Genomic DNA, 24772 nt, shown 5'->3' with positions numbered 1-24772 from the left:
CATGGCCAAGATTTATCCGATCAACGACTGGGACTCGATGCTTGCGTGGGTCGCCGAATCGCTCGACGACCAACCGCCCGGACTCGAGTTCAGCCTCGGCCCCAACGATGTCCGATTGGCAGATGATTGGGACGAGCTGGAAGCCGAGGTCGAAGAGGACGATCTCGACATCGACGACGAGGCCGACTTCGCCGCGCCGGACGCCATCTGTGTGCAGGTCTACGTCCTGAGTGACGGCATATTCCTGGTGCGGAGGTCGCGCACCGCTCTGCGGACACTGCGCTTCGTCGACCACGACGCATCATCGATGCCCATCGAAACCTGGCAGGACGACGATCCGTTCGACGACTGCACCGACGGGTACCTCTACACGCGCGATCGGCTACTCGCTGCGGAGGCGTGCATCAGTTGGTTTCGTGACAACTCCGACGCGCCTGATCGGACCGACCTCGGTTGTCACTACAGCTACGCCGTCGAACTTCCCCGCGGGCGGTCCGCCGACGCGATCACCCCGTGAGCCTCGCGGGTCGAGTTGTGTGGGACGCACGGGTACAAAAATGCACCCCTGGATCCCACGCAACTGTCGGCCCTGCTGCCTGAGTACGTTGGATCACATAGACGGTCGTCGGCAGTGAGGTGAAGGCATGGCACAGCAACTCAAGCTCGGATACAAGGCCTCGGCGGAGCAGTTCGCGCCCCGTGAGCTGGTGGAGATCGCCGTCGCGGCCGAGGAGCACGGCATGGACTCGGTGGCCGTCAGCGATCACTTCCAACCGTGGCGGCACAACGGCGGCCACGCGCCGTTCTCGTTGTCGTGGATGGCCGCGGTCGGCGAGCGCACCAACCGCGTACAGATCGGCACGTCGGTCCTGACCCCGACCTTCCGCTACAACCCCGCAGTCATCGCGCAGGCGTTCGCGACGATGGGCTGCCTGTATCCCGACCGCATCATGCTCGGCGTCGGCACGGGCGAGGCGCTCAACGAGTACGCCACCGGATTTCAGGGAGAGTGGCCCGACTTCAAGGAGCGATTCGCTCGTCTGCGCGAGGCCATCAAGCTCATGCGCGAGCTGTGGACCGGCGAGGAGGTGACCTTCGAGGGGGAGTACTACCACACCAAGGGCGCCTACATGTACGACCTGCCCAAGCACCAGATCCCGGTCTACGTGGCCGCGGGCGGACCTGTCGTCGCACGGTATGCGGGCCGCTCGGGCGACGGCTTCATCTGTACGTCCGGCAAGGGTCCCGAGCTCTACACCGAGAAGCTCATTCCGGCCGTTCGTGAGGGTGCGGAGAAGGTCGACCGGAACTTTGCCGAGATCGACCGCATGATCGAGATCAAGATCTCGTACGACCCCGATCCTGAACTCGCACTGGAGAATTGCCGCTTCTGGGCGCCGCTGTCGCTGACCGCCGACCAGAAGAACAGCGTCAACAGCTCGACCGAGATGGAACGCCTTGCCGACGAACTGCCCATCGAGCAGGTCGCCAAGCGGTGGATCGTCGCATCCGACCCCGACGAGGCCGTCGAGAAGGTCAAGTTCTACACCGACGCCGGCCTGAACCACCTGGTCTTCCACGCGCCCGGCCACGATCAGCAGCGCTTCCTCGACAACTTCGAGAAAGACCTCGCCCCGCGGCTGCGCAAGCTGTCCGTGGCCGACTAGAAACCACGCGCAGAAACCTACGCGCCCTGGGCTATTGACCTGTACCGGTACACGTCAACGGCCCAGGGCGTGTACTTTTCTGCGCGCCCCGGGGCCGCGCCTCACGCCCCGACCAGCGCGCCGTGTGTCCGCCGCGCCTGCTCCCGCACCAGTTCGACGACGCGGTCGGCGGCGCGGTGCTCGCGGATCGTGTGGCGGCGTCGAATCGAAATCGCCCGGCGCGGAGTCGGTTCGGCGATCGGCACCACGCGGACCGAGTCGGGAACGTCGACGAGCGCCAGCGCGGGCACCACGGTGAGCCCGACCCCGGCGGCGACGAAGTTGATCGCGGTCAGGTAGTCGTGCGTCTCCACGCCGAAGCACGGGCTGAAACCCGCTGCGGTGCAGGCGCGCAGCAGCGCTGCGCGGCAGGGGCCACGCGCGATATCGTTGTCGATCCAGACCTCGTCGGCAAGCTCGCGCAGCAACACGTGATCCCTTGTCGCAAAAGGGGAGTCGGGTGTGACCACCACGTGGTAGGCATCCGAGACGAGTGGCATGACGTCGAAATCGTTCGACGACGAGCTGCCGATCGCGGGCGTGGGGTCGTCGATGCCGATCTCCACATCCGGTGGCGCGACGAGGGGATCGGTGATCTCGAGGAGTCGAAGGTCGAGCCGCAGCGCGGGGAATTCGCGGCGGATCTGCGCCACGACCGTCGGCATCCACGCCGCCCCCGCGGACCCGAAGTAGGTGACACGCAGCGTGCCCGCCCGGCCCTGCCGCAGATCGGCGACGAGCCCCTCGAGCCGCGCGAAGTGGTCGAAGATGCCCTCGGACTCCGCCGCCAACGTTCGACCCGCTTCGGTCGCGACGATGCCGCGACCGTCGCGCTCGACAAGCGTGAGTCCGGTCTCGCGCTGCAGCGTCGCCAAATGCTGGCTCACCGCGGACGGGGTGTAGCCGAGAGCCGACGCCGCGCCACCGACGGAGCCCTCCGCAACGACGGCTCGGAACACTCTCAGACGGTGGGGATCGATCATGCCCGTGAATATACAGCGGTACTCAAGAGTCGTGAAGAAATATGAACTTGTGCTGAATTATTCTCGGGCAGATCATGAAAGGCATGACGCGTCGAACCCCCGACCTTGCCGCCATCGCTGCCACGGTCACCGTGATCCTGTGGGCGTCGGCCTTCATCGCCATCCGGTCGGCGGGCGAGTCGTTCTCGCCCGGTGCGCTGGCATTCGGCCGACTGGCGACCGCCCTGGTCGCGCTCGTGCCGATCGTCGTGGTGATGCGACGCCGCAACGGGCTCGGGCGCGGCCTGCCGCCACTCCCGCGCGGCCGGGGACTGGTGCTGGTCCTCGTGTACGGCGTCGCGTGGTTCGCGCTCTACACCGTGACGCTCAACTGGGCCGAGCAGCATCTCGACGCCGGCACGGCGGCACTTCTCGTGAACTTCGCGCCGATCCTTGTTGCGGTGTTCGCCGGACTGTTCCTCGGTGAGGGGTTCTCACACAGACTGCTCGTCGGTATCGGGGTGGCATTCGCGGGCGTCGTGCTGATCACGGCCGGCGGCTCGGGGCCGCATGCGGACTGGCTCGGTATCGCGCTCGGAGTGGCGGCCGCGGTGCTCTATGCCACGGGCGTGCTCGTGCAGAAGGTGGCGCTCAGCCACATCGACGCCCTCTCGGCGACGTTCTGGGGAGTCATGGCCGGGGTGCTCGCGACGGTGCCGGTTGCTCCCGCCGCCGTGCGGGAGGTTGCCGCGGCACCTGCCTCCGACATCGCCGCGATGATCTTCCTCGGCGTTGGCCCAACCGCCATAGCCTTCACCACCTGGGCATATGCGCTCTCGCGTACGAGTGCAGGTGCACTGGCGGCGACGTCACTCGTCGTGCCCGCTCTGGTGATCGTGCTGTCGTGGCTGGTCCTCAGCGAGGTGCCGACGCCGCTGCGGATCGCCGGAGGTGTCCTCTGCCTCGCGGGCGTGGCGATGACGCGCGGGTTGATCCGCCTTCCGCGGCGCAGGGCGCGCGCCTCAGTCGTGAGCGTCGCGAGCCGCCCCGTCATCCAGAGCATGCCCGTCGAGAGTGAGCTGGAGAAGTGCGAGGTCAAGCCATGAGCCGAACTTCGTCCCGACCTGCGGCAGCAGCCCGACGCGCGTGAAGCCGAGCCGCTCGTGAATGCGGATCGACCCCTCGTTGGCGGCGTCGATGGCAGCGACCATGACGTGGAATCCCTCGGCTCGCGCGCGGTCGATCAGTGCGCGCATCAGCGCCTGCCCGGTGCCCTTTCCGCGCTGATCGGAACGCACGTACACCGAATGTTCGACGGTGTGCCGGTAGCCGTCGTGCGGCCGCCACGGTCCGTAGGTCGCGTAGCCGACGACCGGCGCAGCTGCCGATGAATCGTCGACCGCGACCAGCACCGGGAACCCCGCGTCCTGGCGCTGCGTCAACCACGCCAGCCGGTTCGCGTCGTCGACGATCTGTTCGTTCCAGATCGCGGTGGTCTTCTCGACGGCATCGTTGTAGATGGGCGTGATGCCGGGGACGTCGCCTGCGCGCGCGTCGCGAATCTCCATGGGCGCCGAGCCTAGGGCATGAGGTCACGTGCCACCGCGTGCACTGCGCCGTGCAGCGAAAGTGACCGGTACCCTGCGCCGACGTCTGCCCGATTCGCTAACTTCTCAAGCATGGAATCGGATCGTCTTGTGGATGTGGGCGTCGCGCTGGTGTCGCGTTTCGGTGCGAAGGCACTCAGCCTGACGTCTGTGGCCCGTCACGCGGGGGTGGCTCGGGCGACGGCCTACCGCATGTTCGGCGGACGTGACGCTCTCGTCGCTGCCATGCTCGACCGCGAGATCGCGCTCCTGCGGGTGAAACTACGCGAATGGTCCGACACCGCACCCGACGCCGCGGGCAAGGTGCGGGCACAGGTGCTCGGCGTGCTGCCCCACATCCGCGAGCACGAGGCGCTGCAGTACGTCCTCCGTCAGGAGCCCGAGGAGATCGTGCGCGCGCTGGTCGCGACCAACGACGATGACGGACCCGACCTGATCGAGAAGATCGTCGACGCCACGCTGCCCGACGTCGCACCGCAGGTGCAGGCCGAACTGTTCCCCGATGCGCGTGGCGCCGCCGAGTTCATGGTCCGGACCATCTACTCGCTGATGCTGATTCCCGACAGCAGCCTCACCGACGAGCAGATCGCCGACCTGATCGTTCGGGCAATCGTGACCTGACCGGGGCCACCTCACCCGCGACGCGCGGTCGGGGCACCAACTACGCTGACCACTATGTCGCCCGACGCTGTGAGCGCAACGAAGATCTATATCGTGTCCGCGGAAGCGGAGACCGGAAAATCGGCGGTGGCGCTCGGTGTGCTGTCGCTGCTGACGGCAACCGGAGGCAGGGTCGGCGTGTTCCGGCCCATCTCGCGGGCCGCACACAATGAGCGTGACTACCTCCTCGAACTCCTGCTCGAACACACCTCTGCGGACATCAGCTACGACGACGCCATCGGCGTCACGTACGACCAGGTACACGCAGACCCGAGCGGCTCCATCGCCGACATCGTCGCGCGCTTCCACGCCGTCGAATCACAGTGCGACGCCGTCGTCATCGTCGGTTCGGACTACACCGACGTCGGTAACCCGTCGGAGCTCACGTACAACGCGCGCATCGCGGCCAACCTCTCGGCTCCGATCATCTTGGCGCTCAAGGCACTCGACCGCACACCCACCGAGATACGCGACCTCGCCGAACACCTGCGCACCGAGATCGCAGCGATGCATGCGACCACTGCGGCCATAGTCGCGAACCGCTGCGATCCCGCGCACATCGACGAGATCGGCGCCGCACTGGCCAAACTCGACGTCCCGTGCTGGTGCCTGCCAGAACTGCCCGTGCTCTTCGCGCCGACGATGGCCGAGCTCAAGAAGTCGTTGGGCGCCGAGATGTACAGCGGCGACCCGGAACTCCTCGACCGCGAAGCGCTACGGGTGATGGTCGGCGGCATGACCGCGGAGCACATCCTCGAACGACTCACCGAGGGCATGGTGGTGATCACCCCGGCCGATCGCTCCGACGTGCTGCTCTCGTTGGTGAATGCAAATGCCGCACAAGGCTTTCCGCGACTCACCGGCATCATCCTCAACGGCGGTCTCAAACCGCATCCGATGATCGACGCCCTGGTCAGCGGATTGAAGTCCAAGCTTCCGGTCATCACCTGTGAACAGGGCACCTACGACACCGCACGAATCGCCGCCGACACCCGCGGACGTATCGCGATCGGGTCGGCACGCAAGATCGACGCGGCGCTCGGACTCATGGAGCAGTACGTGGAGCCCGAGGAACTGATCAAGGTGCTCGACGTCAAGCCGTCGGAGGTCGTCACCCCCCAGATGTTCGAGTACGGGCTCATCACCCGTGCGCGGTCGGATCTCAAGCGCATCGTCCTTCCCGAGGGCAGCGACGACCGAATCCTGCGTGCCGCAGGGCAATTGCTGCGGCGCGGAGTCGTGGAGCTGATCATCCTCGGCGACCCGGAATCGGTGACCGCCCGTGCGAACGAGCTCGGGGTCGATCTCGACGGCGTCGAACTCATCGATCCGGCGAACTCCGAGCTGACAGACGAATTCGCGCGCATCTACGCAGAACTCCGCAAGCACAAGGGAATGGATTTCGAACACGCCCAGGAGCGGATGCGCGACGTCTCGTACTTCGGCACGATGCTCGTGCACACGGGACGCGCCGACGGAATGGTCTCCGGCGCAGCGCATACCACCGCGCACACGATCCGACCGGCGTTCGAGATCATCAAGACGGTCCCCGGAGTCTCGACGGTGTCGAGCGTGTTCTTCATGTGCCTACCCGACAAGGTGCTCACCTACGGCGACTGTGCCATCGTCCCTGATCCGACCGCCACAGAGCTCGCCGACATCGCGATCTCCTCGGCCGCAACGGCATCCGCGTTCGGTATCTCCCCGCGGGTCGCGATGCTCTCGTACTCGACGGGTCGCTCGGGAACCGGCGCCGACGTCGACAAGGTGCGCGTCGCAACCGATCTCGTCCAGGAACGAGCTCCGGAGCTCTCCGTCGAGGGTCCCATCCAGTACGACGCCGCCGTGGAACCGAGCGTCGCTGCGACGAAGATGCCCGACTCCGAGGTTGCCGGCCGCGCGACGGTCCTGATCTTCCCCGACCTCAACACCGGTAACAACACCTACAAGGCTGTGCAGCGTAGTGCGGGTGCTGTCGCGATCGGCCCTGTGCTGCAGGGACTTCGACGCCCCATCAACGACCTCTCCCGTGGCGCACTGGTCTCCGACATCGTCAACACCGTCGCCATCACCGCCATCCAGGCCCAGAACATCGACGCACAGGAGTCAGGCCGATGAGTACATCCACCGAGGGCGCCGTGCTGGTCCTCAACGCCGGGTCGTCGTCGTTGAAATATCAACTACTGCATCCGGATACGGCAGAGGTGATCGCCGAGGGGATAGCCGAGCGAATCGGTGAGGACGAGTCGTCGATCACTCACGAGCAGAACGGCGAGAAGTCGACGCGCACCGAGCCGCTCCACGACATCTCGGCTGCACTCGACGCGGCGTCGGAGATGTTCGCGCAGTCGGGAACCGACCTGGCGACAGCGGGATTGAGCGCCGTCGGACATCGCGTCGTGCACGGCGGGCGCAGCTTCTTTCATCCGACGCTCGTCACCGACGAGGTGGTATCGGAGATCTCGCGGATCTCAACCCTCGCACCCCTGCACAACAAGGCGAACCTCGCTGGTATCGAGGTGGCGCGCAAGAAGCTTCCCGACGTCCCGTCGGTCGCCGTCTTCGACACCGCGTTCTTCCACGATCTGCCCGATGAGGCCGCGACTTATGCCATCGACCGCGGTGTCGCACACCTGCATGCCGTGCGGCGCTACGGTTTTCACGGCACGAGCCATCAGTATGTCTCGGGCAAGGCCGCGGAGTTCCTCGGTCGCGACTACGCGGATCTGAACCAGATCGTCCTGCACCTGGGTAACGGTGCGTCGGCGTCGGCGATCGCACACGGCGAACCGATCGACACCAGCATGGGCATGACGCCGCTCGAGGGTCTGGTGATGGGCACCCGAAGCGGCGACATCGACCCCGGCGTACTGCTGCACCTGAGCCGCGTCGCCAAGCTCTCCAACGATCAACTCGACACCCTGCTCAACAAGAACTCCGGACTCAAGGGTTTATGCGGCGACAACGACTTTCGCACCATCACCTCGCGGATGGACAACGGCGACGAGAACGCCAAGCGTGCGTATAAGGTCTACATCCACCGCCTGCGCCGCTACATCGGGGCGTACATGATCGAGCTGGGCAAGGTCGACGCGATCACCTTCACCGCGGGTGTCGGCGAGAACGCCGATAACGTGCGTCGCGACGCGCTGGCCGGTCTGGAGACCTACGGAATCGTCATCGACGACGAGCGAAACTCCGTGCGCGGCAAGCAGGCTCGACGCATCTCGGCCGACTCGAGCGCCATCGACGTGCTCGTGGTGCCGACCAACGAAGAACTGGCCATCGCACGCCAGGCAGCAGCCGTGGCGCGCGGGGAGCAGCCGGAATAGCGACCCAGTTAGAACAGCGGCTCAATTCAGAACAGCGACCAGGGCCGCACGTAGTTCGCGAGGTCGACGAGTAGGAACCGGTGGTCGCGGTTGGTGCGCGTCTGCCGCGCGAGGTAGCGCAGCGACTTCTCGGTTCCGGTGCGCAGGCCCTCCTCGGTGAACGGAAACCCTAAGAGCAGTGGGGGTTCTCCCGCCTCGTCGGGATGGCCGTGCACCCAGCCGAGCGCGGTGCCGAGAACGATCAGTTTCAGGCGCTGCTTGCGGGGCTCGCTGTCGGGCATGGCCTCCATCCGCTTGGCGGCCTCCACGAGCTGATCCTTGCGCAACTGCGACGGGTCTCGTCCGTGGACGAGGGCGATGACCGCCGTCGCGCGAGCGGTGTTGAAATGGCGGCTCGTCGCGGGTACCTCGTCGAGGGGCTCGATCGCGGCGTCGTAATCACCGCGGGCGACGGCAAGGCGTGCCATGCCGAACGCTGCCGTGACGATGCTGTGGTCGGTGAGCCACAAGTCGTGATAGTTCTGCGCCGCAACGTGATACATGTCGGTGATGCGGTCCATGGAGCCCTCGGACGGTTCGTTCTCGTCCGAGAGCCAGCGCCCGATGAGCTCGGCGGTACCCGCCACCGCGAGCTTCGGGGCGACCTCGCCCGGCATTGCCTGCAGCACTGCATCGAACCAGCCGTACGCCAGTTCCGGCTCGTCGTTCATCAGCGAGCAGATTCCCATGTACCACTGCACGCGCCACGAATCGCCGTGTTGCACAGACACATCACGGAGCAGTTCGAGTGCTGTGTCGACGTCGTCGAGTTCGAGGTGCGCCCGCGCTTCGGCGAGGTCGATCTCCAGTGACGGATGCGCCGCAGACGTCGGTTGTCCGAGCAGCGAACGGAATCCCTCCGCCCGCGCCGCGTGAATGGAATCGAGTGTCTGCCTCGGATCGCTCAGTGCCGCCGAATTGAGCAGTCCTGCAGCGGGATCGGTGGGATCGACGAGGGGGACCGGCAGTGCGCGTGCCATGTCGACGGGATCGTAGAAGGCTGCGAGGTCGGGATCGAAGAAGCCATCGACGGGGGCGAGCATCAACTCGGTGCCGAACGTCGAGCGCTGCGGCGTGAACACCGTCGACAGCGACGGCCGTGGCACACCCGTGTGCACGGCGACGGTCTCACGCAGCACGTTGAGCAACTGTGTCGTCATCTCCTCCGCAGAGGAGAAGCGGTCGTCGGGATCGGGCGCCGTCGCACGTTGCAAGAGCTTGTAGAACGACGGGTTGTCGCGGAACACGGGGGTGTCGTCGGGATCGGGGAGACCGTCGACGTACCGCCCGTCCTTCATCGGCATGTCGACGGTCAGCGCAGCCAGGGTGCGTCCGATGCTGTAGATGTCCGTGACGACCTGTGGTCCGGTCTGCACGATCTCCGGGGCCTGGAAACCCGGTGTGCCGTAGAGATGTCCGTAGCCGTTGACCGGCGAGACGGCGCCGAGGTCGATGAGCTTCACCTCGTCGCTGCCGACCATGATGTTGTCGGGTTTGACGTCGTTGTAGACCAATCCGACCGAATGCAGATACCCGACGGCGGGAAGCACTTCGAGCATGTACGCGATTGCCTGCTCGACGGTCAGCAGATGGTCGGAGCCGTCCCCGTCGCCCTCATCACCCTCGCCGGTGATCTGCTTGAGCGTCCGACCGCCGATGTACTCCATCACGATGTAGCCGAACCGCTCGCCGAAGTCGGTGACGTGCTCGACGAAGTTGTAGATCTTGACGATGCCGGGGTGGTTCACCGAAGCGAGGAACTGTCGCTCGGCCAGTGCGACCTGCTGCGCCTCGGAGTCAGACGAGTTGAGCAAGCCCTTGAGGACGACGGGTCGGTCGGAGACGTTGCGGTCGATCGCGAGGTAGATCCAGCCGAGTCCACCGTGGGCGATGGCCCCGGCGATCTCGTACTGGCCCGCGACGAGCGTGCCCTTCGCGAGTCCCGGAACGAACGAGTAGCGCGCGCCGCAGTGGGGACACTCTCCGGTCAGTTCGCCCGCACCGGCTCCGGACGAGCGGCCGACAGGACGTCCGCAGCGCCAGCAATTGCGCTTGCCCTCGGCGATGACCGGAGAATCGAGCACAGCATCCTGCGGCTCGGTATCGGTGACCTTGGGCAGTTCGACCAGCCCCGACCCGAGTCGACGGTCGTGCACGCGTGGCCGTCGCCGCGGCACGAGTCTGCGCGTCTGCCCGACCGAGACCAGCGCTTCGTTGGGATCAAGGGCGCGCGCGGAGGTGACCGGGCCGGTCGACTCGTCGCGCATCCCCATGCTCGGTGTCGCCTGCGTCGCTGCGAAATCGGCCCGCTGGGTCCCGACGTCGAGTGCTGCCAGGTCGGCACGCTGGGTCCCGACGTCGAGGTCGGGTAGGTCTGCGCGCTGGGTGCCGACGTCGAGATCGGCAGCCCGGTCAGCGCTGCCGTTGGTGGCGTCGGTCGTGGCGTCACGCTCGACCTCCACGGCCGGCGTTGCGCTGTGCTTGTCACTTCGTGGCATGTCGCGTCGCCTCAATCGCGGTACGTGGGTTGGGGCGGTCCGTACCCGGGGCCCAGGATGGACAGCCACTTGTCGTACATCGCCTGCCATCTGCCGGACGCGCGCATCTCGGCGATCGTGCCGTTGACGAATCGCACCATGTCGTCGTGTCCGACGGGTATGCCGACTCCGTAGTTCTCCTGACCGAGGCTCGGGCCGACGACCTGCGCCCACGGATCCTGAGTCGCCAGGCCGGCGAGAACCGCGTCGTCGGTGGTCACGGCGTCGACCTGCGACTGCTGCAGCATGACGAGGCAATCGGCCCAGGTAGTGGTGGTCACCATCTTCGCACGGGGTTCTATCTGCTGCATGCGGCCGATCGACGTGGTCCCGCGCGCGGCACACACCCTCTTGTCCGCAAGCTGCTCCGGCCCGGTGATCCCCGACCCGCGTAGCGACAGAATGCGTTGCGATGCAATGTAATACGGGGTCGAGAAGCTGATATCACGCAGGCGGTCGCATGTGATGCTCATGGTCTTGATGACGAGGTCGACCTCTTGATTGCGCAGGGCGTCCATGCGTTCGCCCGAACTCAACACCCGGAACTCGATGCGGTTGGGGTCGTTGAAGATCGCGCGGGAGATCTCGTGTGCGAGGTCGACGTCGAATCCCTGGATGTCGCCGGTGATCGGATCGCGGAAACTGAACAGATTGGAGCCGATGTCGGTGCCGACGATCAGCCTGCCGCGTCGGAAAATGGCGTCCATGGTGCTTCCCGGCGGCATCTGTGCGGGCTCGGGTTGTTGCGCCGCCGGGCGCAGGCTCTGCGTGGCGTCACACGACGACGAGTTGGGTGGCGCCTCCTTGGCGACGTCGAACTGCGCCCCGAGTGGTTCGGGTACTTGCGCCGTGGCACTCGGCCCGGGCGACTCGGGTGCGGGAAAACTGACGCACCCGGCGAGCACCACGGTGGCGAGCGCGATCGTGACGAACGCGATCGCGGTCCTCACCGAGGTTCTGTGTTGAGCGGTGGCGTTGAGTTGAGTCGGGATATTCAGAGTCGGGATATTCATCGGTACTCCCGGATACGCGGGATCATCCCGAGGATCAGCGCGACGGTCGCGAAGATCGACAGCGCGAGGATGCCGTTACCGGTGAAGCCGAGTACTCGCTGTGCGGTGTTGATGTCGTCGCGGAACGACGACCGCGTGGTCGTGATCGCGTTCACCAGGGCAGAGTCGACGGCGTTGTAGCTGGTCTCCGAACTCTGCGGCGACGAACCGACCGTCATGATCCGTGCCTGGGTGAAGTCTCCGGAGGTCATCGAGTCGCGTACCTGCGCGTCGGTCTTCTTCCATTGGTCGAGCGCGGCGCGCAGCGACGTGATCTGGTCGCCGCTCAACGAACCCGACGACCCGTCGGCCTCGTCGAGGCTGTCCAACACCATCCCGATCCGGGTGGTCGCCTGCTCGAACGTGTCCTGTAGCCCGGCCTGATCGCCGCGTCGAAGCAACGACAGCGTCTCCGCCGAGCGTGCCTGCTGGGTGAGGATGCGGGCCTCGGTCAGTTCACGCAACGGCGTCGCACCGTCGTCCTTGGCTGAACTGGTTGCCGCCACCGACAGCAATCCCGACGTGAGCAACCAGATCAGTCCGCCGATGATCGCGACCATTGCCGCCACGATCCCGACGTTGAAGCGGCGTCGGGTCCGTCGAGCGAGATAGCGCGACGTTCCGATCAGGAGGAGCGCCAGGATCAGCAGCGCGGCGTAGACCCCCCACGGCGGAGTCGTCAGTGCGCTCTGGGGATCGGCAATGGCGAGCGCGCGCCGCTCGTACACTCGCTGGGCCGCGGGCAGAATCCGGTCCTGCATCAGCGCCGACGCCTGACCGAGGTACGCCGATCCGACAGGATTGCCCAGCCGGTTGTTGGTACGCGCGGTCTCGACCAGCCCGCTGTAGACCGGGATGGTCGTCGTGAGTACCTCGAGGTCGGAGTTGAGTGCCCTGGTCTGCGCGGTCGCATCCGCGCCGGGACCGCTATCGCTGCCCGCGGTCACCAGCAGAGACGACGACGCCGTTGCCAGGGCATCGGAGTATCGCTGACGTAGTTGTGGGTTCTCCGGCCCGCCGGAGATGAACGCAGAGTTGGCCGCGGCGTCGGCGATCGAGAGCGAGCTGTAGAGAACCTGCGCTGCTTCCGACAGCGGCTCGGAGCGGTCGATCATCGTCTGCAACTGATGTGTTCGGTTGTTGAGCGTCGTCGACGCGTACCACCCGGTTCCGAGTGCGGTGACCGCGACGACGAAGCACAGAAGGATCAGCTTCCCCGGCGTCGTCTTGGAATAGTGCCGCAACGACGAGAACGGTGATTGCGCCGCCGCACGTGCCGACGCAACCAATTCACGACGATCACTGAGTACCTCACGAAGCGGAGGCGACGTCGTTGCCGGGCGTACGGTCCGCCCTGCGCGGGTCAGCACAGCCCGCACGGGGGATGCATCGCCGGTCACCGTCTCACTCCCCTCTGCATCGGTCTGTAGCGGGTGTTACCTGCTCTCTCTGGGTATGTCGCACGCCACGTCGAGTCCGTTTCCACCCTAGTCCGAGACGCCGGGGCCGCGGGGGTATGACGGGTGCGAGTCTGAGGTGACGGCGAGGGAGTGTCACCGCGATCGGAGTTCACCTAAGTTGGAGGTACGGGGCTTTCGGAGAGTATTTCCAGATCATTTCCATGGCGTGGGGACGAGCAGGAGGCGCGGTGCGCGGCGACGGTGACGGTTGGGTTCTCGACGACGGTGCGAGGTACTGGGGGCTGCACGGCGCGGCCGGGCTTCTGCTGCGGGCACCGCTTCCCGACGGTGAGGTCGGGATACTTCTCCAACACCGCGCGGCGTGGTCGCATCAGGGCGGCACCTGGGGTCTGCCCGGCGGTGCACGCGACTCGCACGAGACGGCAGTAGACACCGCGATCCGCGAAGCGGGCGAGGAAGCAGGCATCGCACCCGGCGACGTGTCGGTCGTGGCAGCGTTGGTCACGCACCGCACCATCGGCGGATGGACCTACACGACGGTCATCGCCGACGCGCAGCGTCCGGTCATCACGACCGCCAATGGAGAATCGGCCGAACTGCGTTGGGTTCCCGAGGCGCATGTGGCGACGCTGCCGCTGCATCCCGCCTTCGGCAGCGCGTGGCCACAACTTCGTGAGCGCCTCGCGTCGCTGGACTCGACGACCTGAGTCAGACGACCTGCGCCGAGAGACCCGAGACAGCTCAGGCGTGCAGGTCGCTGCCCTCGAGCAGTCGGTTGGCCCCAGCGATCAGCGCGTTGATGTTCGCGTCGGCGGTGGTATCGCCGTCGCCCGTCGCCCAGCACTGCCGACGATCGTGTTCGCACAGCAGGAACGAAACGTTTCGGTCGTCGAGCCGACGCTGGTGCAGTCGGACGATCTGCACCGAGACTCCCAGGTCGTGAAGGATCGAGGTCATCGCGCCAACCGGCCCGGCCGCCGTCGCGGTCATCGACATGATCCGGTCGTCGTAGGCGATAGTTGCCCGGCATTCGACCATGTCGCCGGGTGCTGGGGCGACGCTCCACGAGCCGAGGCGGATCGCACCGTTGGTTGTGTACTCGTCGACGAACTGCTGCCAAGTCATTCCAGCTGCCTCCTGACGGATTCCGTTGGGGAGTGCGTGGCCGGTCCGCTGCCAGAGAGGATCTGCGCCATTGCTGTCACAGCATGGCTGGGAAAAGTGAAGGTTGTGCATCGTTGAAGGTCTTTTCGGTCAAAGAGTCGATGACCGACGAGCGCACGACGACCCCGCAGCGGGGGGTCGGTCGATTCTAGACCCCGCTGCGGCGGGGTACGAGGAGGCTCGGTGCGCACAACATGGTGACGTTCACTTTATCGCTGCCCACCCCACATGACGCAAGCGGGTTTTGCCTGGGCTCAACTCCCAGGGGTGCGTCAGGCGAGCCCGGCGCGCAATCGCGACGCCGCTTCGGACGGATCGGACGCCGCGGTGATCGCACGCACGACGACGATCCGCCGCGCACCCGCCTCGGTGACCTCCGGGAGTCGTTCGGCGTCGACGCCGCCGATCGCAAACCACGGCTTGCGGCGGCGCGGGTTCTCGGCGGATTCGCTCGCCGCGACCGCACGCACCAGGTCGAGACCGGGCGCCGGACGCCCCGGCTTGGTCGGCGTCGGCCAGCACGGACCCACACAGAAATAGTCGACGTCGGCATCTGCTTCGGCGGCTGCGGCCTGATCGACATCGTGGGTCGACTTGCCGATGAGCACATCGTTGCCGACGATCCGACGCGCCGCGGCAGGGGGAAGATCGTCCTGGCCGACGTGCAGGACGTCTGCCCCTGCGAGCGTCGCGATGTCGGCGCGGTCGTTGACGGCCAGCAGTGCATTGCGTGACTGGGTGATCTCGCGCAGCACCGCAAGGATCTCCAACTCCTCGCGGGCCTCGAGCGCTCCGAAGCGCTTCTCGCCCGCAGATCCCTTGTCGCGCAACTGAACAATGTCAACGCCGCCTGCGAGCGCGGCGTCGACGAACTCGGCAAGGTCGCCGTGCTCGCGCCGGGCGTCGGTGCACAGATAGAGGGTCGCGGACTCCAGTCGCTTGGTGCGTGCGTGGTGGGCTGTCACGATCGCCAGCGTAGCCATGCGCCCTGCGGCGCGGTTGGGTCGCTGCCTGATAAACGGGTCGCAGTAAGGTGGACTCGAAAGACACGGGAGTCCGCGGATCGGCGGGCTGAGAGTGTGGGACGCCCCCGCTGACCGTCGTACCTGATCCGGGTCATGCCGGCGAAGGAAGGATCTCGAGAAGTTGACGGCTGTAATCGACACCCCCGACCTCGCTGTCGTCGGCGGCGGAGTCATCGGACTGACCAGTGCACTCGCCGCGGCAGACGCGGGCATGCGCGTGGTGGTTCACGACGCCGGACCACAGCAGCGCGCCTCGCACGTCGCAGGCGGCATGCTCGGTTCGCTCGGCGAGGGACTGCCGGGTGAAGAAGCACTGCTCGCCGCGACGTCGGCGTCGGTTGCGCAGTGGCCGACGCTGCTGGCACGTCTCGGCGACGGCTCCCGAGAGGGCTCCGGCGCAGAGGACACTGGTGCAGGAGACACCGGCGAGACGATCGCGACAGCTGCCGACTCGCTGTTCGTCGCGACGACCGCCACCGATCTCGAACACCTCACGCGCCTGGCCGACAAGGTGTGGGCGCCCGCGCTCGGTGCCGGGCGTGAGATCCGAGCGATCGGCCCCGCCGACATCCGCGAGTTGGAGGGCGCGCTGACCTCGAGACTGCGCGGCGGATTTCTCGCGACGGGCGAGGGGGCAGTCGACAACCGCTTGCTGCTCGCCCGGCTGCGCGGTGCGCTGCGGGATGCCGGCGCGCACCTGCGGAACGACACGATCACCGATCTCGATGCTGTGGCGGGTCGACAGGTACTTCTCGCCGCGGGGGCCGGTGTGCCGCAGCTCTGGTCCGGTGCGCGCATTCATCGTGCGAAGGGCGAGATCCTGCGGCTGACTCGCACACGCTGGTCGGTGCCGCCGCCGAGTCACGTCGTGCGTGCCAGGGTCGACGGCCGGATGGTGTATCTGGTTCCGCGCGCGGACGGAATCGTCGTCGGCGCAACACAATACGAATCCGACGAGCCGGGTGCAGAGGTTGCGGGCGTTCGCGACCTGCTCGACGACGCGCTCACGGTGATGCCCGGACTCGCGAGCTACACGCTCGCCGAAGTCGGTGTGGGGTACCGGCCGTGCTCGCCAGACGGACTACCGCTGATCCGTCGTATCGACGAGCGGGTGGTCGTTGCGGCGGGCCATGGCCGCAACGGGATCGTCCTCGCGCCGTACACCGCACAGCGAGTTCTGGAAATACTGCAGCACAACGATGTTCAGCAAGAGGTCGGTCACGAAGACGACGTGTACGGATACGAGGAGGCACGGTGAGCTTCACTGTGAACGGAGAGCGCCACGAGTGGGACGCACAGCCGACCGTCGACGCGCTTGTCCGACGTCTCGGATTGCCCGACCGCGGCGTCGCGGTCGCCGTCGACGGGGCCGTCGTGCCGCGTGGACGATGGGACACGGTTGTTCCGTCCGACGCCGTCGTCGAGGTCGTCACGGCTGTGCAGGGTGGTTGAGATGAGCTCAGCGGAAACCGAAACGCCGACACAGGATCTGGGCGGACTGCGAATTGCCGACCGCCACTTCGGTTCCCGACTCATCATGGGCACCGGCGGGGCGGCGAACCTCGCGGTGCTCGAGCGCGCGCTGGTCGCCTCGGGCACCGAACTGACCACCGTGGCGATGCGGCGGATCGACGCGGGATCGACGACCGGGGTGCTGGATCTGTTGCGGCGCTTGAAGATCGACGTGTTACCCAATACCGCCGGGAGCCACACCGCCGCGGAGGCGGTGTTGACGGCGCAACTCGCACGCGAGGCAGTCGAGACGTCGTGGGTGAAACTCGAGGTGGTCGCCGACGACCGCACGCTGCTGCCCGACCCCATCGAACTCATCGACGCCGCACGACGACTCGTCGACGACGGCTTCACGGTGCTCGTCTACACCAACGACGACCCGGTGCTCGCGGCACGACTCGCCGACCTTGGCGTCGCCGCGGTGATGCCGCTCGGGTCGCCGATCGGAACCGGTCTCGGGATCTCCAACCCCCACAACATCGAGATGATCGTCGAATCGGCGCAGGTGCCGATCATCCTCGACGCCGGCATCGGGACCGCAAGCGACGCCGCGCGGGCAATGGAACTCGGTTGCGACGGCGTGCTGCTCGCGTCGGCCGTGACCCGCGCCGACGACCCGGAACGCATGGCGAATGCGATGCGCCACGCGGTGATCGCAGGCCGCCTCGCCGCCGGGGCGGGCCGCATCCCGACGCGCTTCTGGGCGCAGGCCTCGTCGCCGGGGCGGGTGGTCCTTTCCGCTGATTGAGCCGGCCGCGAGCGTAGCGAGCTGCCGAGTCGAAATCACCAGCGGTGGTCTCGACAAGCTCGACCGGCGGATAGCGCTCGGCCAGCGAGCAGCCGAGTCGAAATCACCAGCGCGCAGAACTCGATTGCTATGGTCGAATCAATGCTTGCCGCGGCCGATCTGACCAAGACCTTCGGGGGCGTGACCGCCGTCGACCACCTGAGTTTCACCGTCGCGCCGGGGCGCGTGACCGGATTCCTCGGGCCCAACGGGGCGGGGAAATCCACGACGATGCGCATGATCCTCGGCCTCGACCGGCCGACGTCGGGAACAGCAACTGTCGGGGGTCGGCTCTATCGCGAACTCGACCATCCACTGCGTCAGGTGGGCGCTCTGCTCGACGCCAAGTGGGTGCACCCCAACCGGAGCGCGCGCAATCATCTGCGGTGGATGGCCGCGACCAACGACATCCCGGTCGGCAGAGTCGACGAAGTGCTCGAGATGGTCGGCCTGACGTCCGTCGCAGACCAACGGGCAGGCGGTTTCTCGCTCGGTATGTCGCAGCGACTCGGGCTCGCGGGCGCACTGCTCGGCGATCCGCACACTCTCGTCTTCGACGAACCGGTCAACGGACTCGACCCGGAAGGCATCGTCTGGGTCCGCAACTTCATGCGGGCGCTGGCCGCGGAGGGCAGGACGGTGTTCGTGTCGAGCCATCTGCTCACCGAGATGTCGCTGACGGCCGACCACGTGGTCGTCATCGGGCGGGGCAGGCTGATCGCCGACTGCTCGATCTCGGAGTTCACCGCGCGGGCGCGCCCGGTGGCCCGGGTACGTACCCCGCAACCGGCGGAACTCCACCGGGCACTCGAGGCCGCTGGGTTGGCGGTGACCCCGGTCGCCGGACAGGACGGCCGGGTGTACCTCACCGTCGCAGACGCCACCACCGACCAGGTCGGCGATGTCGCGGCCGCTGCGGGAATCGGGTTACACGAGTTGGTGTCCGACACCCCGTCGCTCGAAGAGGTCTTCATGGCAGCCACAGCCGAGTCGATCGACTACCGGGGAGGGCAGCACTGATGGGCGTGGTCCGGTCCGAACGGATCAAGCTGACCAGTACCCGTGCGCCGTGGTGGTGCATAGCGGCGGTCGTCGTACTCGGTCTCGGTATCGCGGGACTGATCGCGCTCGTGACTCGCGGTGCTGGCGCGATCGCCGACCAACCCGAGGGAGCCGGGACCGACGGATCGGTCGACCAGAGCAGCGCGGCGTCGGTCTATCTGATCGGGGTGAATTTCTTCGGAGTCGTCATCTTGATGATCATGGCGGTACTCGGCGTGACCACCGAGTTCCGCTTCGGCACCATCCGTACGTCGTTCCTGGCGACCCCTCGTCGCCAGAATGTGTTGTGCGCGAAGGCATTGGTGTACATCGCGTTGACGTTTGTCGTCGTCGTGCCGTTGTCGTTGTGCAGCGTTCTGCTCGTGAAGGCGGTGAACGGTTCGGCTGGTCTCGACCTCGGCAGCGAACACGTGATCAGGCAGATCTGGGGTACCGCGGTCTGGGCGGCGCTGTGCGTCGTCGTCGGGATCGGTGTCGGTGCCATCGTGCGACAGACCGCTGGTGCGGTCTCGGTGGTGCTGGTGTGGATGCTGGTCCTCGAGAACGTTGCCGCGGCACTGCCGGTCGTGGGACGTCGAATCGGGCCATTTCTCCCGTTCCGCAACGGCTCTCGATTCCTCGACGGCGACTTTCCCGGCGATGGCTACCACTGGAATTCGTGGGTCTCGCTGGTCTACTTCGGGATCTTCGCCGCGATCGTCTTCGCTGTCGGTGTGCTCCTGGTGAATCGACGCGACGCCGGGTAGCCGGACCCGGAGCCAGACGCGTTGAGTAGTCCGTTCAGGGGACAGCCCTTTCTCGTGGGAGTCGGAGAGCTGCGGGTCGAGGATTAGACTCGAAACCCATGCAGGGCACGTGGCCACTGATCGAGCGGGAGCAGGAATTCCGCACGATCCAGTCTGCGCTGAATCCGGGCGGTTCGGTGTGCGGGGTGGTGCTGACAGGCGATTCGGGCGTCGGTAAGACGACGTTGGCGCGGCTGGTCACATCGGGTACCGATACGGGGGTTCGCTGGGTCGCGGGTACCGAGTCGGCTCGATCGATACCGCTCGGAGTATTCGCGCATCTCGTCGGTCCCGCGGTGTCGAGCGACCCGGTGACGTATCTGTCAGCGGCGCGTGAAAGCCTTCTGGCACAGGGCGATACGATCATCGGCGTCGACGACGCGCATCTCCTCGACGAGTTGTCGGCGACGTTGCTCCATCAACTCGCAATTGATCGAGCCGTGCAGATCGTCGCAACCGTGCGCAGCGGTGAGGCCGTGCCCGACGCCGTCACCTCGCTCTGGAAAGACAACCACCTCATCCGAATCACGTTGTCGCCGTTCACCAAAGAGCAGAGCGTCGATCTCATCGAGTCCGTCCTCGGCGGACAACTCGAGGAGCATTCCGCAGACCGTATGTGGGAAGCCTCCGGCGGCAACGCCCTGTTTCTGCGACATCTCGTCGAGGGCGCACGGGCAGCGCGCACCCTGCGGCAGGTCAACGGTGTGTGGCAGCTCCGCGGACGCGCTGCGATCACCTCCGAGCTCGCCTCGCTTCTCGCCGGCCGCGTCGAACAACTGCAGCCCGATGTCCTTGCCGCTCTGAAGTACCTGAGCCTGTGCGAACCTCTCGACATCGATGTGCTGTCGGATCTCACCAGCGAAGAGGCCGTCGAACAAGCCGAGATCGACGGCCTCGTCCGCATTGCCCGAGATGGCCGCAGCCTCAACGTCTCCTTTCACCATCCCCTGTTCGGAGAGGTCATCCGGCACGGTCTCGGACTCGCGTCGTCGCGTCGACTCCGCGGTGCGCTCGTCAGAGCACTCGACTCGCGGCCCAAAGACACTCCCGCGGCGCGAATTCGACTCGCCGACCTGGCACTTGAAAGCGACGTCGGTGCCATCGACCCGTCGCTGCTCGGTTCGGCAGCCCGCGACGCACTCAACTTGGCGCAGGTTCCGATGGGTGAGCGGTTCGCGCGCGCGGCAATTGCCGACGGGGGTGGCCCGGATGAGGCAGAGCTGCTGGCCCGCGCGTTGATGTGGCAGGCCCGGCCGGATCAGGCGGAGCAGTTACTCGCGCAGTACCGGCTCGCCGATCTCGGTGAGGTCAGAGCCACCCGCATCGGCGTCCTGCGCGTCGGAAACATGTTCTGGGCCATGGGCGATTCGAAACGCGCCGACGAGTTGCTCGATGAAGTGCGTGCGTGCGTCACCGAACCCTTGCTCACGCCGATCGTCGACGCGATCGGGTCGGCATGTGCACTTTTCGAGAACGATCTCGCACGCGCGGTCGAGCTTTCCGACGATGTGCTCGCGGCGTCGTCTCCGCTGCCCTGGGCAGTCGAGTGGGCGGCGTTCGGCGGCATGCTCGCCCGCGCGCTACAGGGACATGGCGACGACGTCGCGCCCCTTGCTGCCCAGGCACGTGACGCCGAGGCGAAAACCGATGGGATGCTGCGCTTTCCGGCAGGCATCGGCGAGGTACTGTCACTCACGCTCACCGGCCATCTCGATGAGGCGCAGGTCGCGGCACAGCGGTACGCCACCTTCGCCGACACCGCGCAGTACCTCGGTTGGGCGATGGCGGGAGAACTCGTTGCCGCTGTCGACCTCGCGCGCGGCAGGTGCACCGCCGTCACACGACGCATCGAACAGACCCTCGCGACGCTCGACACCGACGAATACTCGGCAACCTGGAACTTCCCGGCCTACCTGTTCCTCATCGAGTCACTGTCGGCAATGGGATTGGCCGACGAAGCCGACATCGCGCTCGCCCGAGCAGGCGAGCACTACGGCAGGCAGGTCGCGGTGTTCGGGCCGATGCTCGGTGTCGCTGCCGCCTGGCAGGCCGCGTCCGCGGGGATGATCACCACCGCGATCGCCCTCGCGAATGACGCGGCGCAGCAGGCGCGTGAGGCAGGGCAGTTCGCCGTCGAAGCCGAATCACTGCACACCGCTGCACGTTTCGGCGATACAACGGTTGCGGACAGGCTCGCCGAACTCAGCGGCGTCGTCGACGGGCCGCTCGTCGGCCTCTATGCACGCCACGCGCGGGCCAGTGCCGATGGCGACGGCGTCGAACTCGATCTGTGTGCCGCCGATTTCGAGAAGCTGGGCTACCTGCTCTCGGCGGCCGACTCGGCCGCGCAGGCAAGTGTGCTGCACGACAACGCTTCACACCGTTCGGCGACGGTCGCGTCGGCGGCGATGGCCGACCGCATCTCGGCGTCGTGCGGCGGTCTGCGGACACCCGCTTTGGTGCGTGCGGCACAACCGTTGCCGCTCACCACGCGCGAACGGGAGATCGCCAACCTGGTGGCCGCAGGACTCTCGAACAAGCAGATCGCCGAGCGCCTCGTGGTCTCCGTGCGCACAGTCGAGGGGCACATCTACCGTGCCTGCGTGAAGCTCGACGTGACCGACCGCGCCGACATCGCGGCGATCCTCACGCAACAACGGGCGGTCAGTCCTTAACCTGTTGGACGTGGGCAACACACGGCCCGGCGCCGAGAGCGACCGCACGCGGTGGGGAAGCGGCCTGCGACAACTGACGACCGCCGAATGGCAGGTCATCCGTGGTCGCGACCCCGACCCCGACCTCGACGCCGTCGAGATAACGGAGTTCTCCGGTCCACTTCTCGCCGGCGGACTCGTCATCGCGATCGTCGGAGTCCTGCCGCTCGTCGGGACACGTTTGTCAGAGAACGCCGACAGCTTGTTCGGACCGCTGATCGGCTCCTTCGCGCTCGCGGCCGTGTGCACTACGACGGTTGCGTGGCTGCTGAGCGCGCTGATCTCCGGACTCGTCGTGCTGGTCGTCTACGACGTCAGTCCGAAAGTGGCGAGCGCAGCGACCGAGGGTGCGCTGCGCGGCTCATTCGGCCGGATCGAGGGCGCGGCCAGTTCGGTGACGCTCGTCGCGTTGATTTCGGGATTGATCTCGTTGGCAATCGGATTGCCGAATATGGCGTCGAGCGACGATGAATCCTCGGTGATAGAGGAACTGCTCTCCGCGCAGGTCGCGTGTCTGCTGCTGGTGCTGATGTTGGGCTTCGCCGCCGAGTCGATCAGGACATCTGCGGAGATCCTGGGCTCGCAGGTCAAAGTCATCGGGTGGCTCGGGTCATTGCTGATCGTGCTGATCTCGTTCTATCTCGCATCGAGCGCCGGTCCGTTCGCGCCGGTCAAGCTCACGCGCAACATCCTCGAGGCGTGGCTGCCTGCCGACATCGACGGCGTGCCACGAGCGCAGGTGATCTCAGACGTCATGCCCAACAACAGCTACCTGTGGTCGATGCTGATCATCGCGCCGTTCGTGACGGTCACTTGGTTTGTCACCGCGTGGCGACTCGGCGCCATACGCAACCTCCGCGCCGCCGTGCGGGCCGCCGCGGGTCAAGGAGAAGGTCAAGGAGAAGACGGACTAGAGGTCGAGGGCAGCGATCAGCACGAGTAGCGGCGTGAGGGCTGCCGGTCGTCGAGGTCGGCGTCGGTGAAGTCGATGTCCGACCTCGACGACGAGTCGGCAACACCGTGGTCCTCAGCGCGGCCGTGCTCCTCACCAACGTTGCGACTTTCATTACCGCTGCGACTCCCATTACTGCTGCGGCCCTCGTCGTCGTCATCGTCGTCGAAGTCGGCGGGCGCGAATCCGAAGGAGTCGATCTCGTCGGAAGCGGTCATATCGGAGCGCAGCTCCCCGCTCTCGAATTGCCCGCTCTCGAATTCGCTGTCGTCGTAGTCGTCGAACTCATCGTCTTCACGTCCGCGACGCCACCCGCCTTTCATCGGGGGTGCCTCACCGAAGTGGTCGGGATCTCCGGAGCCGTACCAGGCGACCAGTACGGCGCCGACGACAGCTCCGAGGAAGCCGACCAGAGCGAGCCATCCAAGGCCAGGCTTGGCTTGATCGCCGAGGAACATGACGCCGATGAGGCTCGGACCTGCCGTTTCGCCGACAACGAGCACCGCGGTGACGCCGTTGACAGCGCCGAGCTGTAGCGCGACGGTCTGCACGAAGAAACCGACGGCACCCGCGATCGCGATGGTCCATGCTGCGGGATCGAGGAGCAGTCGCACGGGGTCGAACGGGTGGATGCCGTCGAGGATGCGCACCGCGATGGCGATGACACCGAACAGCAGGCCTGCGGCAGCACCGCCCGCGATCGCTCCGTGTCGGCCGAGTCGGTACACCGACAGCAACGCCAGCCCGCTCAAGACGATGGTGGCGAAGAACAGCAGCCAATGGAATGAGTGGTCGCCGGAATCACCTGTCTGATGCGACGACGACATGCCGAGAAGGCACAGCGAGAACACCACGAGCCAGATGGCGATCCAGTCGCGTGTATGCAGCGCGATGTTGAGCATGATGGTGCCGAGCAGTGCGGTGATCACCAGGTTGGCCGAGACGATCGTCTGCGACAAGAACAGCGGCAGGTAGCGCGCCGCGACGGCGCCGCCGGCGAAACCGACGGTCACCAGCACCGTTCCCAGGATGAACGCCGGGTCGACGAAGGTCGACGCTGTCGAGCGAAGCGTCGGACCCCCGGCGGCATTGGTGGTCTCGATGCCCTCATCACGGTCGATCTGCGCGGCACGACGAGCCCCGAGGGCGCGCAGCACCGTCGACATCCCGTAAGCCACCGCGGCGAGGCTCGCCGCGATGACGCCTATGAGGAACATGCGACCCGCCTCTCTGCTATTCGTCGTCTATTCGTGTTATCCACCCGGTCCATCGGAGTCGGCCCCGGTGGACGGGAGCCGAGGAATCGTCCGGCCCTAGTGGTCGTGCAATGAAGACTCCCCCTACAACCACAACTCATCGGTCAACGGTCGGCAAGCGAGTTATTATTCCACTCTCAGTATTCACCGAGGTACCGACAATCCCGTCGCCGCCCGTCTCAGGCCGTCCCCGCCCGCC

22 protein-coding genes are annotated in these 24772 nt (G+C 66.3%); 14 read left to right on the top strand and 8 right to left on the bottom strand.

The annotated features are described in order from the left end of the window. Nucleotide 1 precedes the first annotated feature (1 nt). Together RND64_RS21205 and fgd are read left to right on the top strand one after the other, a co-directional pair. Nucleotides 2–517, top strand: a complete 516-nt coding sequence (locus RND64_RS21205) for a hypothetical protein (protein ID WP_049700383.1) — start codon at nt 2–4, stop codon at nt 515–517. Nucleotides 518–644: 127 nt separating this feature from the next. Then, nucleotides 645–1667 carry a glucose-6-phosphate dehydrogenase (coenzyme-F420) gene (gene fgd / locus RND64_RS21200; RefSeq protein WP_049700384.1) on the top strand — a complete coding sequence of 341 codons (1023 nt, stop codon included), beginning with the start codon at nt 645–647 and terminating at the stop codon, nt 1665–1667. A 101-nt stretch (nt 1668–1768) separates the two neighbouring features. Here fgd and RND64_RS21195 read toward each other — a convergent pair whose 3' ends face one another. After that, nucleotides 1769–2689: a LysR family transcriptional regulator gene (locus tag RND64_RS21195; protein WP_049700385.1), complete on the bottom strand. Its 921-nt coding sequence runs from the start codon at nt 2687–2689 to the stop codon at nt 1769–1771. Nucleotides 2690–2772: 83 nt separating this feature from the next. On the opposite strand from RND64_RS21195, the gene RND64_RS21190 reads away from it, so the two are divergent. Next, nucleotides 2773–3774 (top strand): DMT family transporter, encoded by a 1002-nt coding sequence (locus RND64_RS21190; RefSeq protein ID WP_200903286.1) that lies wholly within the window; start codon nt 2773–2775, stop codon nt 3772–3774. Here the strand turns inward: RND64_RS21190 and RND64_RS21185 are convergent. Next, complete coding sequence (locus tag RND64_RS21185) at nt 3691–4236, bottom strand: GNAT family N-acetyltransferase (RefSeq protein ID WP_049700387.1); 546 nt, start codon at nt 4234–4236, stop codon at nt 3691–3693. The two genes, RND64_RS21190 and RND64_RS21185, sit on opposite strands and share 84 nt — an antisense overlap. 111 nt (nt 4237–4347) lie before the next feature. Between RND64_RS21185 and RND64_RS21180 the strand changes: the two genes are divergently transcribed. Genes RND64_RS21180 through RND64_RS21170 form a run of 3 tightly spaced genes read left to right on the top strand, consistent with a single transcriptional unit; the run spans nt 4348 to nt 8267 of the window. After that, nucleotides 4348–4896 (top strand): TetR/AcrR family transcriptional regulator, encoded by a 549-nt coding sequence (locus RND64_RS21180; protein ID WP_049700388.1) that lies wholly within the window; start codon nt 4348–4350, stop codon nt 4894–4896. A gap of 54 nt (nt 4897–4950) precedes the next feature. Beyond that, nucleotides 4951–7053, top strand: a complete 2103-nt coding sequence (gene pta / locus RND64_RS21175; protein WP_049700389.1) for a phosphate acetyltransferase — start codon at nt 4951–4953, stop codon at nt 7051–7053. Beyond that, complete coding sequence (locus tag RND64_RS21170; protein WP_049700390.1) at nt 7050–8267, top strand: acetate kinase; 1218 nt, start codon at nt 7050–7052, stop codon at nt 8265–8267. Before pta ends, RND64_RS21170 begins: the two co-directional genes overlap by 4 nt. A 26-nt stretch (nt 8268–8293) precedes the next feature. On the opposite strand, the gene RND64_RS21165 is transcribed toward RND64_RS21170, so the two are convergent. Genes RND64_RS21165 through RND64_RS21155 form a run of 3 tightly spaced genes read right to left on the bottom strand, consistent with a single transcriptional unit; the run spans nt 8294 to nt 13295 of the window. After that, on the bottom strand, nt 8294–10804 hold the full coding sequence (locus RND64_RS21165) for a serine/threonine-protein kinase (RefSeq protein WP_049700391.1): 2511 nt from the start codon (nt 10802–10804) through the stop codon (nt 8294–8296). A gap of 11 nt (nt 10805–10815) precedes the next feature. After that, complete coding sequence (locus tag RND64_RS21160; protein ID WP_049700392.1) at nt 10816–11856, bottom strand: glutamate ABC transporter substrate-binding protein; 1041 nt, start codon at nt 11854–11856, stop codon at nt 10816–10818. Further along, the gene (locus RND64_RS21155; RefSeq protein ID WP_049700393.1) at nt 11853–13295 is read right to left on the bottom strand and encodes a hypothetical protein; all 1443 of its coding nucleotides are present in this window, start codon (nt 13293–13295) and stop codon (nt 11853–11855) included. The genes RND64_RS21160 and RND64_RS21155 overlap by 4 nt, the downstream gene beginning before the upstream one ends. A gap of 248 nt (nt 13296–13543) precedes the next feature. Here RND64_RS21155 and RND64_RS21150 point away from each other — a divergent pair, with 248 nt between their 5' ends. Next, nucleotides 13544–14023 carry an NUDIX hydrolase gene (locus tag RND64_RS21150; RefSeq protein WP_049700394.1) on the top strand — a complete coding sequence of 160 codons (480 nt, stop codon included), beginning with the start codon at nt 13544–13546 and terminating at the stop codon, nt 14021–14023. 34 nt (nt 14024–14057) lie between these two features. Here RND64_RS21150 and RND64_RS21145 read toward each other — a convergent pair whose 3' ends face one another. Together RND64_RS21145 and thiE are read right to left on the bottom strand one after the other, a co-directional pair. Continuing rightward, nucleotides 14058–14441 (bottom strand): hypothetical protein, encoded by a 384-nt coding sequence (locus tag RND64_RS21145; RefSeq protein WP_049700395.1) that lies wholly within the window; start codon nt 14439–14441, stop codon nt 14058–14060. A gap of 311 nt (nt 14442–14752) precedes the next feature. Continuing rightward, on the bottom strand, nt 14753–15463 hold the full coding sequence (gene thiE, locus RND64_RS21140) for a thiamine phosphate synthase (protein WP_049700396.1): 711 nt from the start codon (nt 15461–15463) through the stop codon (nt 14753–14755). A 163-nt stretch (nt 15464–15626) separates the two neighbouring features. Between thiE and RND64_RS21135 the strand changes: the two genes are divergently transcribed. The 7 genes from RND64_RS21135 (at nt 15627) to RND64_RS21105 (ending at nt 23308) form a co-directional block, all read left to right on the top strand. After that, nucleotides 15627–16763: an FAD-dependent oxidoreductase gene (locus tag RND64_RS21135; RefSeq protein WP_049700397.1), complete on the top strand. Its 1137-nt coding sequence runs from the start codon at nt 15627–15629 to the stop codon at nt 16761–16763. Beyond that, nucleotides 16760–16957: a sulfur carrier protein ThiS gene (thiS, locus tag RND64_RS21130; RefSeq protein WP_005209103.1), complete on the top strand. Its 198-nt coding sequence runs from the start codon at nt 16760–16762 to the stop codon at nt 16955–16957. Before RND64_RS21135 ends, thiS begins: the two co-directional genes overlap by 4 nt. A gap of 1 nt (nt 16958) precedes the next feature. Next, nucleotides 16959–17765 carry a thiazole synthase gene (locus RND64_RS21125; protein WP_049700398.1) on the top strand — a complete coding sequence of 269 codons (807 nt, stop codon included), beginning with the start codon at nt 16959–16961 and terminating at the stop codon, nt 17763–17765. 141 nt (nt 17766–17906) lie between these two features. Beyond that, on the top strand, nt 17907–18824 hold the full coding sequence (locus tag RND64_RS21120; RefSeq protein ID WP_049700476.1) for an ABC transporter ATP-binding protein: 918 nt from the start codon (nt 17907–17909) through the stop codon (nt 18822–18824). Then, entirely contained in the window at nt 18824–19612 is a 789-nt protein-coding gene (locus tag RND64_RS21115) for an ABC transporter permease subunit (RefSeq protein WP_083444447.1), read from the top strand. Before RND64_RS21120 ends, RND64_RS21115 begins: the two co-directional genes overlap by 1 nt. A gap of 98 nt (nt 19613–19710) precedes the next feature. Continuing rightward, the gene (locus RND64_RS21110) at nt 19711–22326 is read left to right on the top strand and encodes a helix-turn-helix transcriptional regulator (protein ID WP_049700399.1); all 2616 of its coding nucleotides are present in this window, start codon (nt 19711–19713) and stop codon (nt 22324–22326) included. 10 nt (nt 22327–22336) lie between these two features. Beyond that, nucleotides 22337–23308 (top strand): hypothetical protein, encoded by a 972-nt coding sequence (locus RND64_RS21105; protein WP_049700400.1) that lies wholly within the window; start codon nt 22337–22339, stop codon nt 23306–23308. On the opposite strand, the gene RND64_RS21100 is transcribed toward RND64_RS21105, so the two are convergent. Continuing rightward, nucleotides 23296–24534 carry a DMT family transporter gene (locus RND64_RS21100; RefSeq protein ID WP_049700401.1) on the bottom strand — a complete coding sequence of 413 codons (1239 nt, stop codon included), beginning with the start codon at nt 24532–24534 and terminating at the stop codon, nt 23296–23298. The genes RND64_RS21105 and RND64_RS21100 overlap by 13 nt on opposite strands. Between the last annotated feature and the right edge of the window lie 238 nt (nt 24535–24772).

Source organism: Gordonia sp. w5E2 (assembly GCF_036540975.1).
Classification (GTDB): Bacteria; Actinomycetota; Actinomycetes; order Mycobacteriales; family Mycobacteriaceae; genus Gordonia; species Gordonia jacobaea.
Note: the sequence above shows the minus strand (reverse complement) of the source record. Positions and strands in the feature narration are given on the sequence as shown.

Bases quoted from the DNA above. Each gene is read 5' to 3' on its own strand.
- RND64_RS21185 (WP_049700387.1), bottom strand. From the start codon at position 4,236: ATGGAGATTCGCGACGCGCGCGCAGGCGACGTCCCCGGCATCACGCCC.
- RND64_RS21165 (WP_049700391.1), bottom strand. From the start codon at position 10,804: ATGCCACGAAGTGACAAGCACAGCGCAACGCCGGCCGTGGAGGTCGAG.
- pta (WP_049700389.1), top strand. From the start codon at position 4,951: ATGTCGCCCGACGCTGTGAGCGCAACGAAGATCTATATCGTGTCCGCG.
- RND64_RS21110 (WP_049700399.1), top strand. From the start codon at position 19,711: ATGCAGGGCACGTGGCCACTGATCGAGCGGGAGCAGGAATTCCGCACG.
- RND64_RS21195 (WP_049700385.1), bottom strand. From the start codon at position 2,689: ATGATCGATCCCCACCGTCTGAGAGTGTTCCGAGCCGTCGTTGCGGAG.
- thiE (WP_049700396.1), bottom strand. From the start codon at position 15,463: ATGGCTACGCTGGCGATCGTGACAGCCCACCACGCACGCACCAAGCGA.
- fgd (WP_049700384.1), top strand. From the start codon at position 645: ATGGCACAGCAACTCAAGCTCGGATACAAGGCCTCGGCGGAGCAGTTC.
- RND64_RS21125 (WP_049700398.1), top strand. From the start codon at position 16,959: ATGAGCTCAGCGGAAACCGAAACGCCGACACAGGATCTGGGCGGACTG.
- RND64_RS21145 (WP_049700395.1), bottom strand. From the start codon at position 14,441: ATGACTTGGCAGCAGTTCGTCGACGAGTACACAACCAACGGTGCGATC.
- RND64_RS21115 (WP_083444447.1), top strand. From the start codon at position 18,824: ATGGGCGTGGTCCGGTCCGAACGGATCAAGCTGACCAGTACCCGTGCG.
- RND64_RS21120 (WP_049700476.1), top strand. From the start codon at position 17,907: ATGCTTGCCGCGGCCGATCTGACCAAGACCTTCGGGGGCGTGACCGCC.
- RND64_RS21180 (WP_049700388.1), top strand. From the start codon at position 4,348: ATGGAATCGGATCGTCTTGTGGATGTGGGCGTCGCGCTGGTGTCGCGT.
- RND64_RS21170 (WP_049700390.1), top strand. From the start codon at position 7,050: ATGAGTACATCCACCGAGGGCGCCGTGCTGGTCCTCAACGCCGGGTCG.
- RND64_RS21190 (WP_200903286.1), top strand. From the start codon at position 2,773: ATGACGCGTCGAACCCCCGACCTTGCCGCCATCGCTGCCACGGTCACC.
- RND64_RS21160 (WP_049700392.1), bottom strand. From the start codon at position 11,856: ATGAATATCCCGACTCTGAATATCCCGACTCAACTCAACGCCACCGCT.
- RND64_RS21205 (WP_049700383.1), top strand. From the start codon at position 2: ATGGCCAAGATTTATCCGATCAACGACTGGGACTCGATGCTTGCGTGG.
- RND64_RS21100 (WP_049700401.1), bottom strand. From the start codon at position 24,534: ATGTTCCTCATAGGCGTCATCGCGGCGAGCCTCGCCGCGGTGGCTTAC.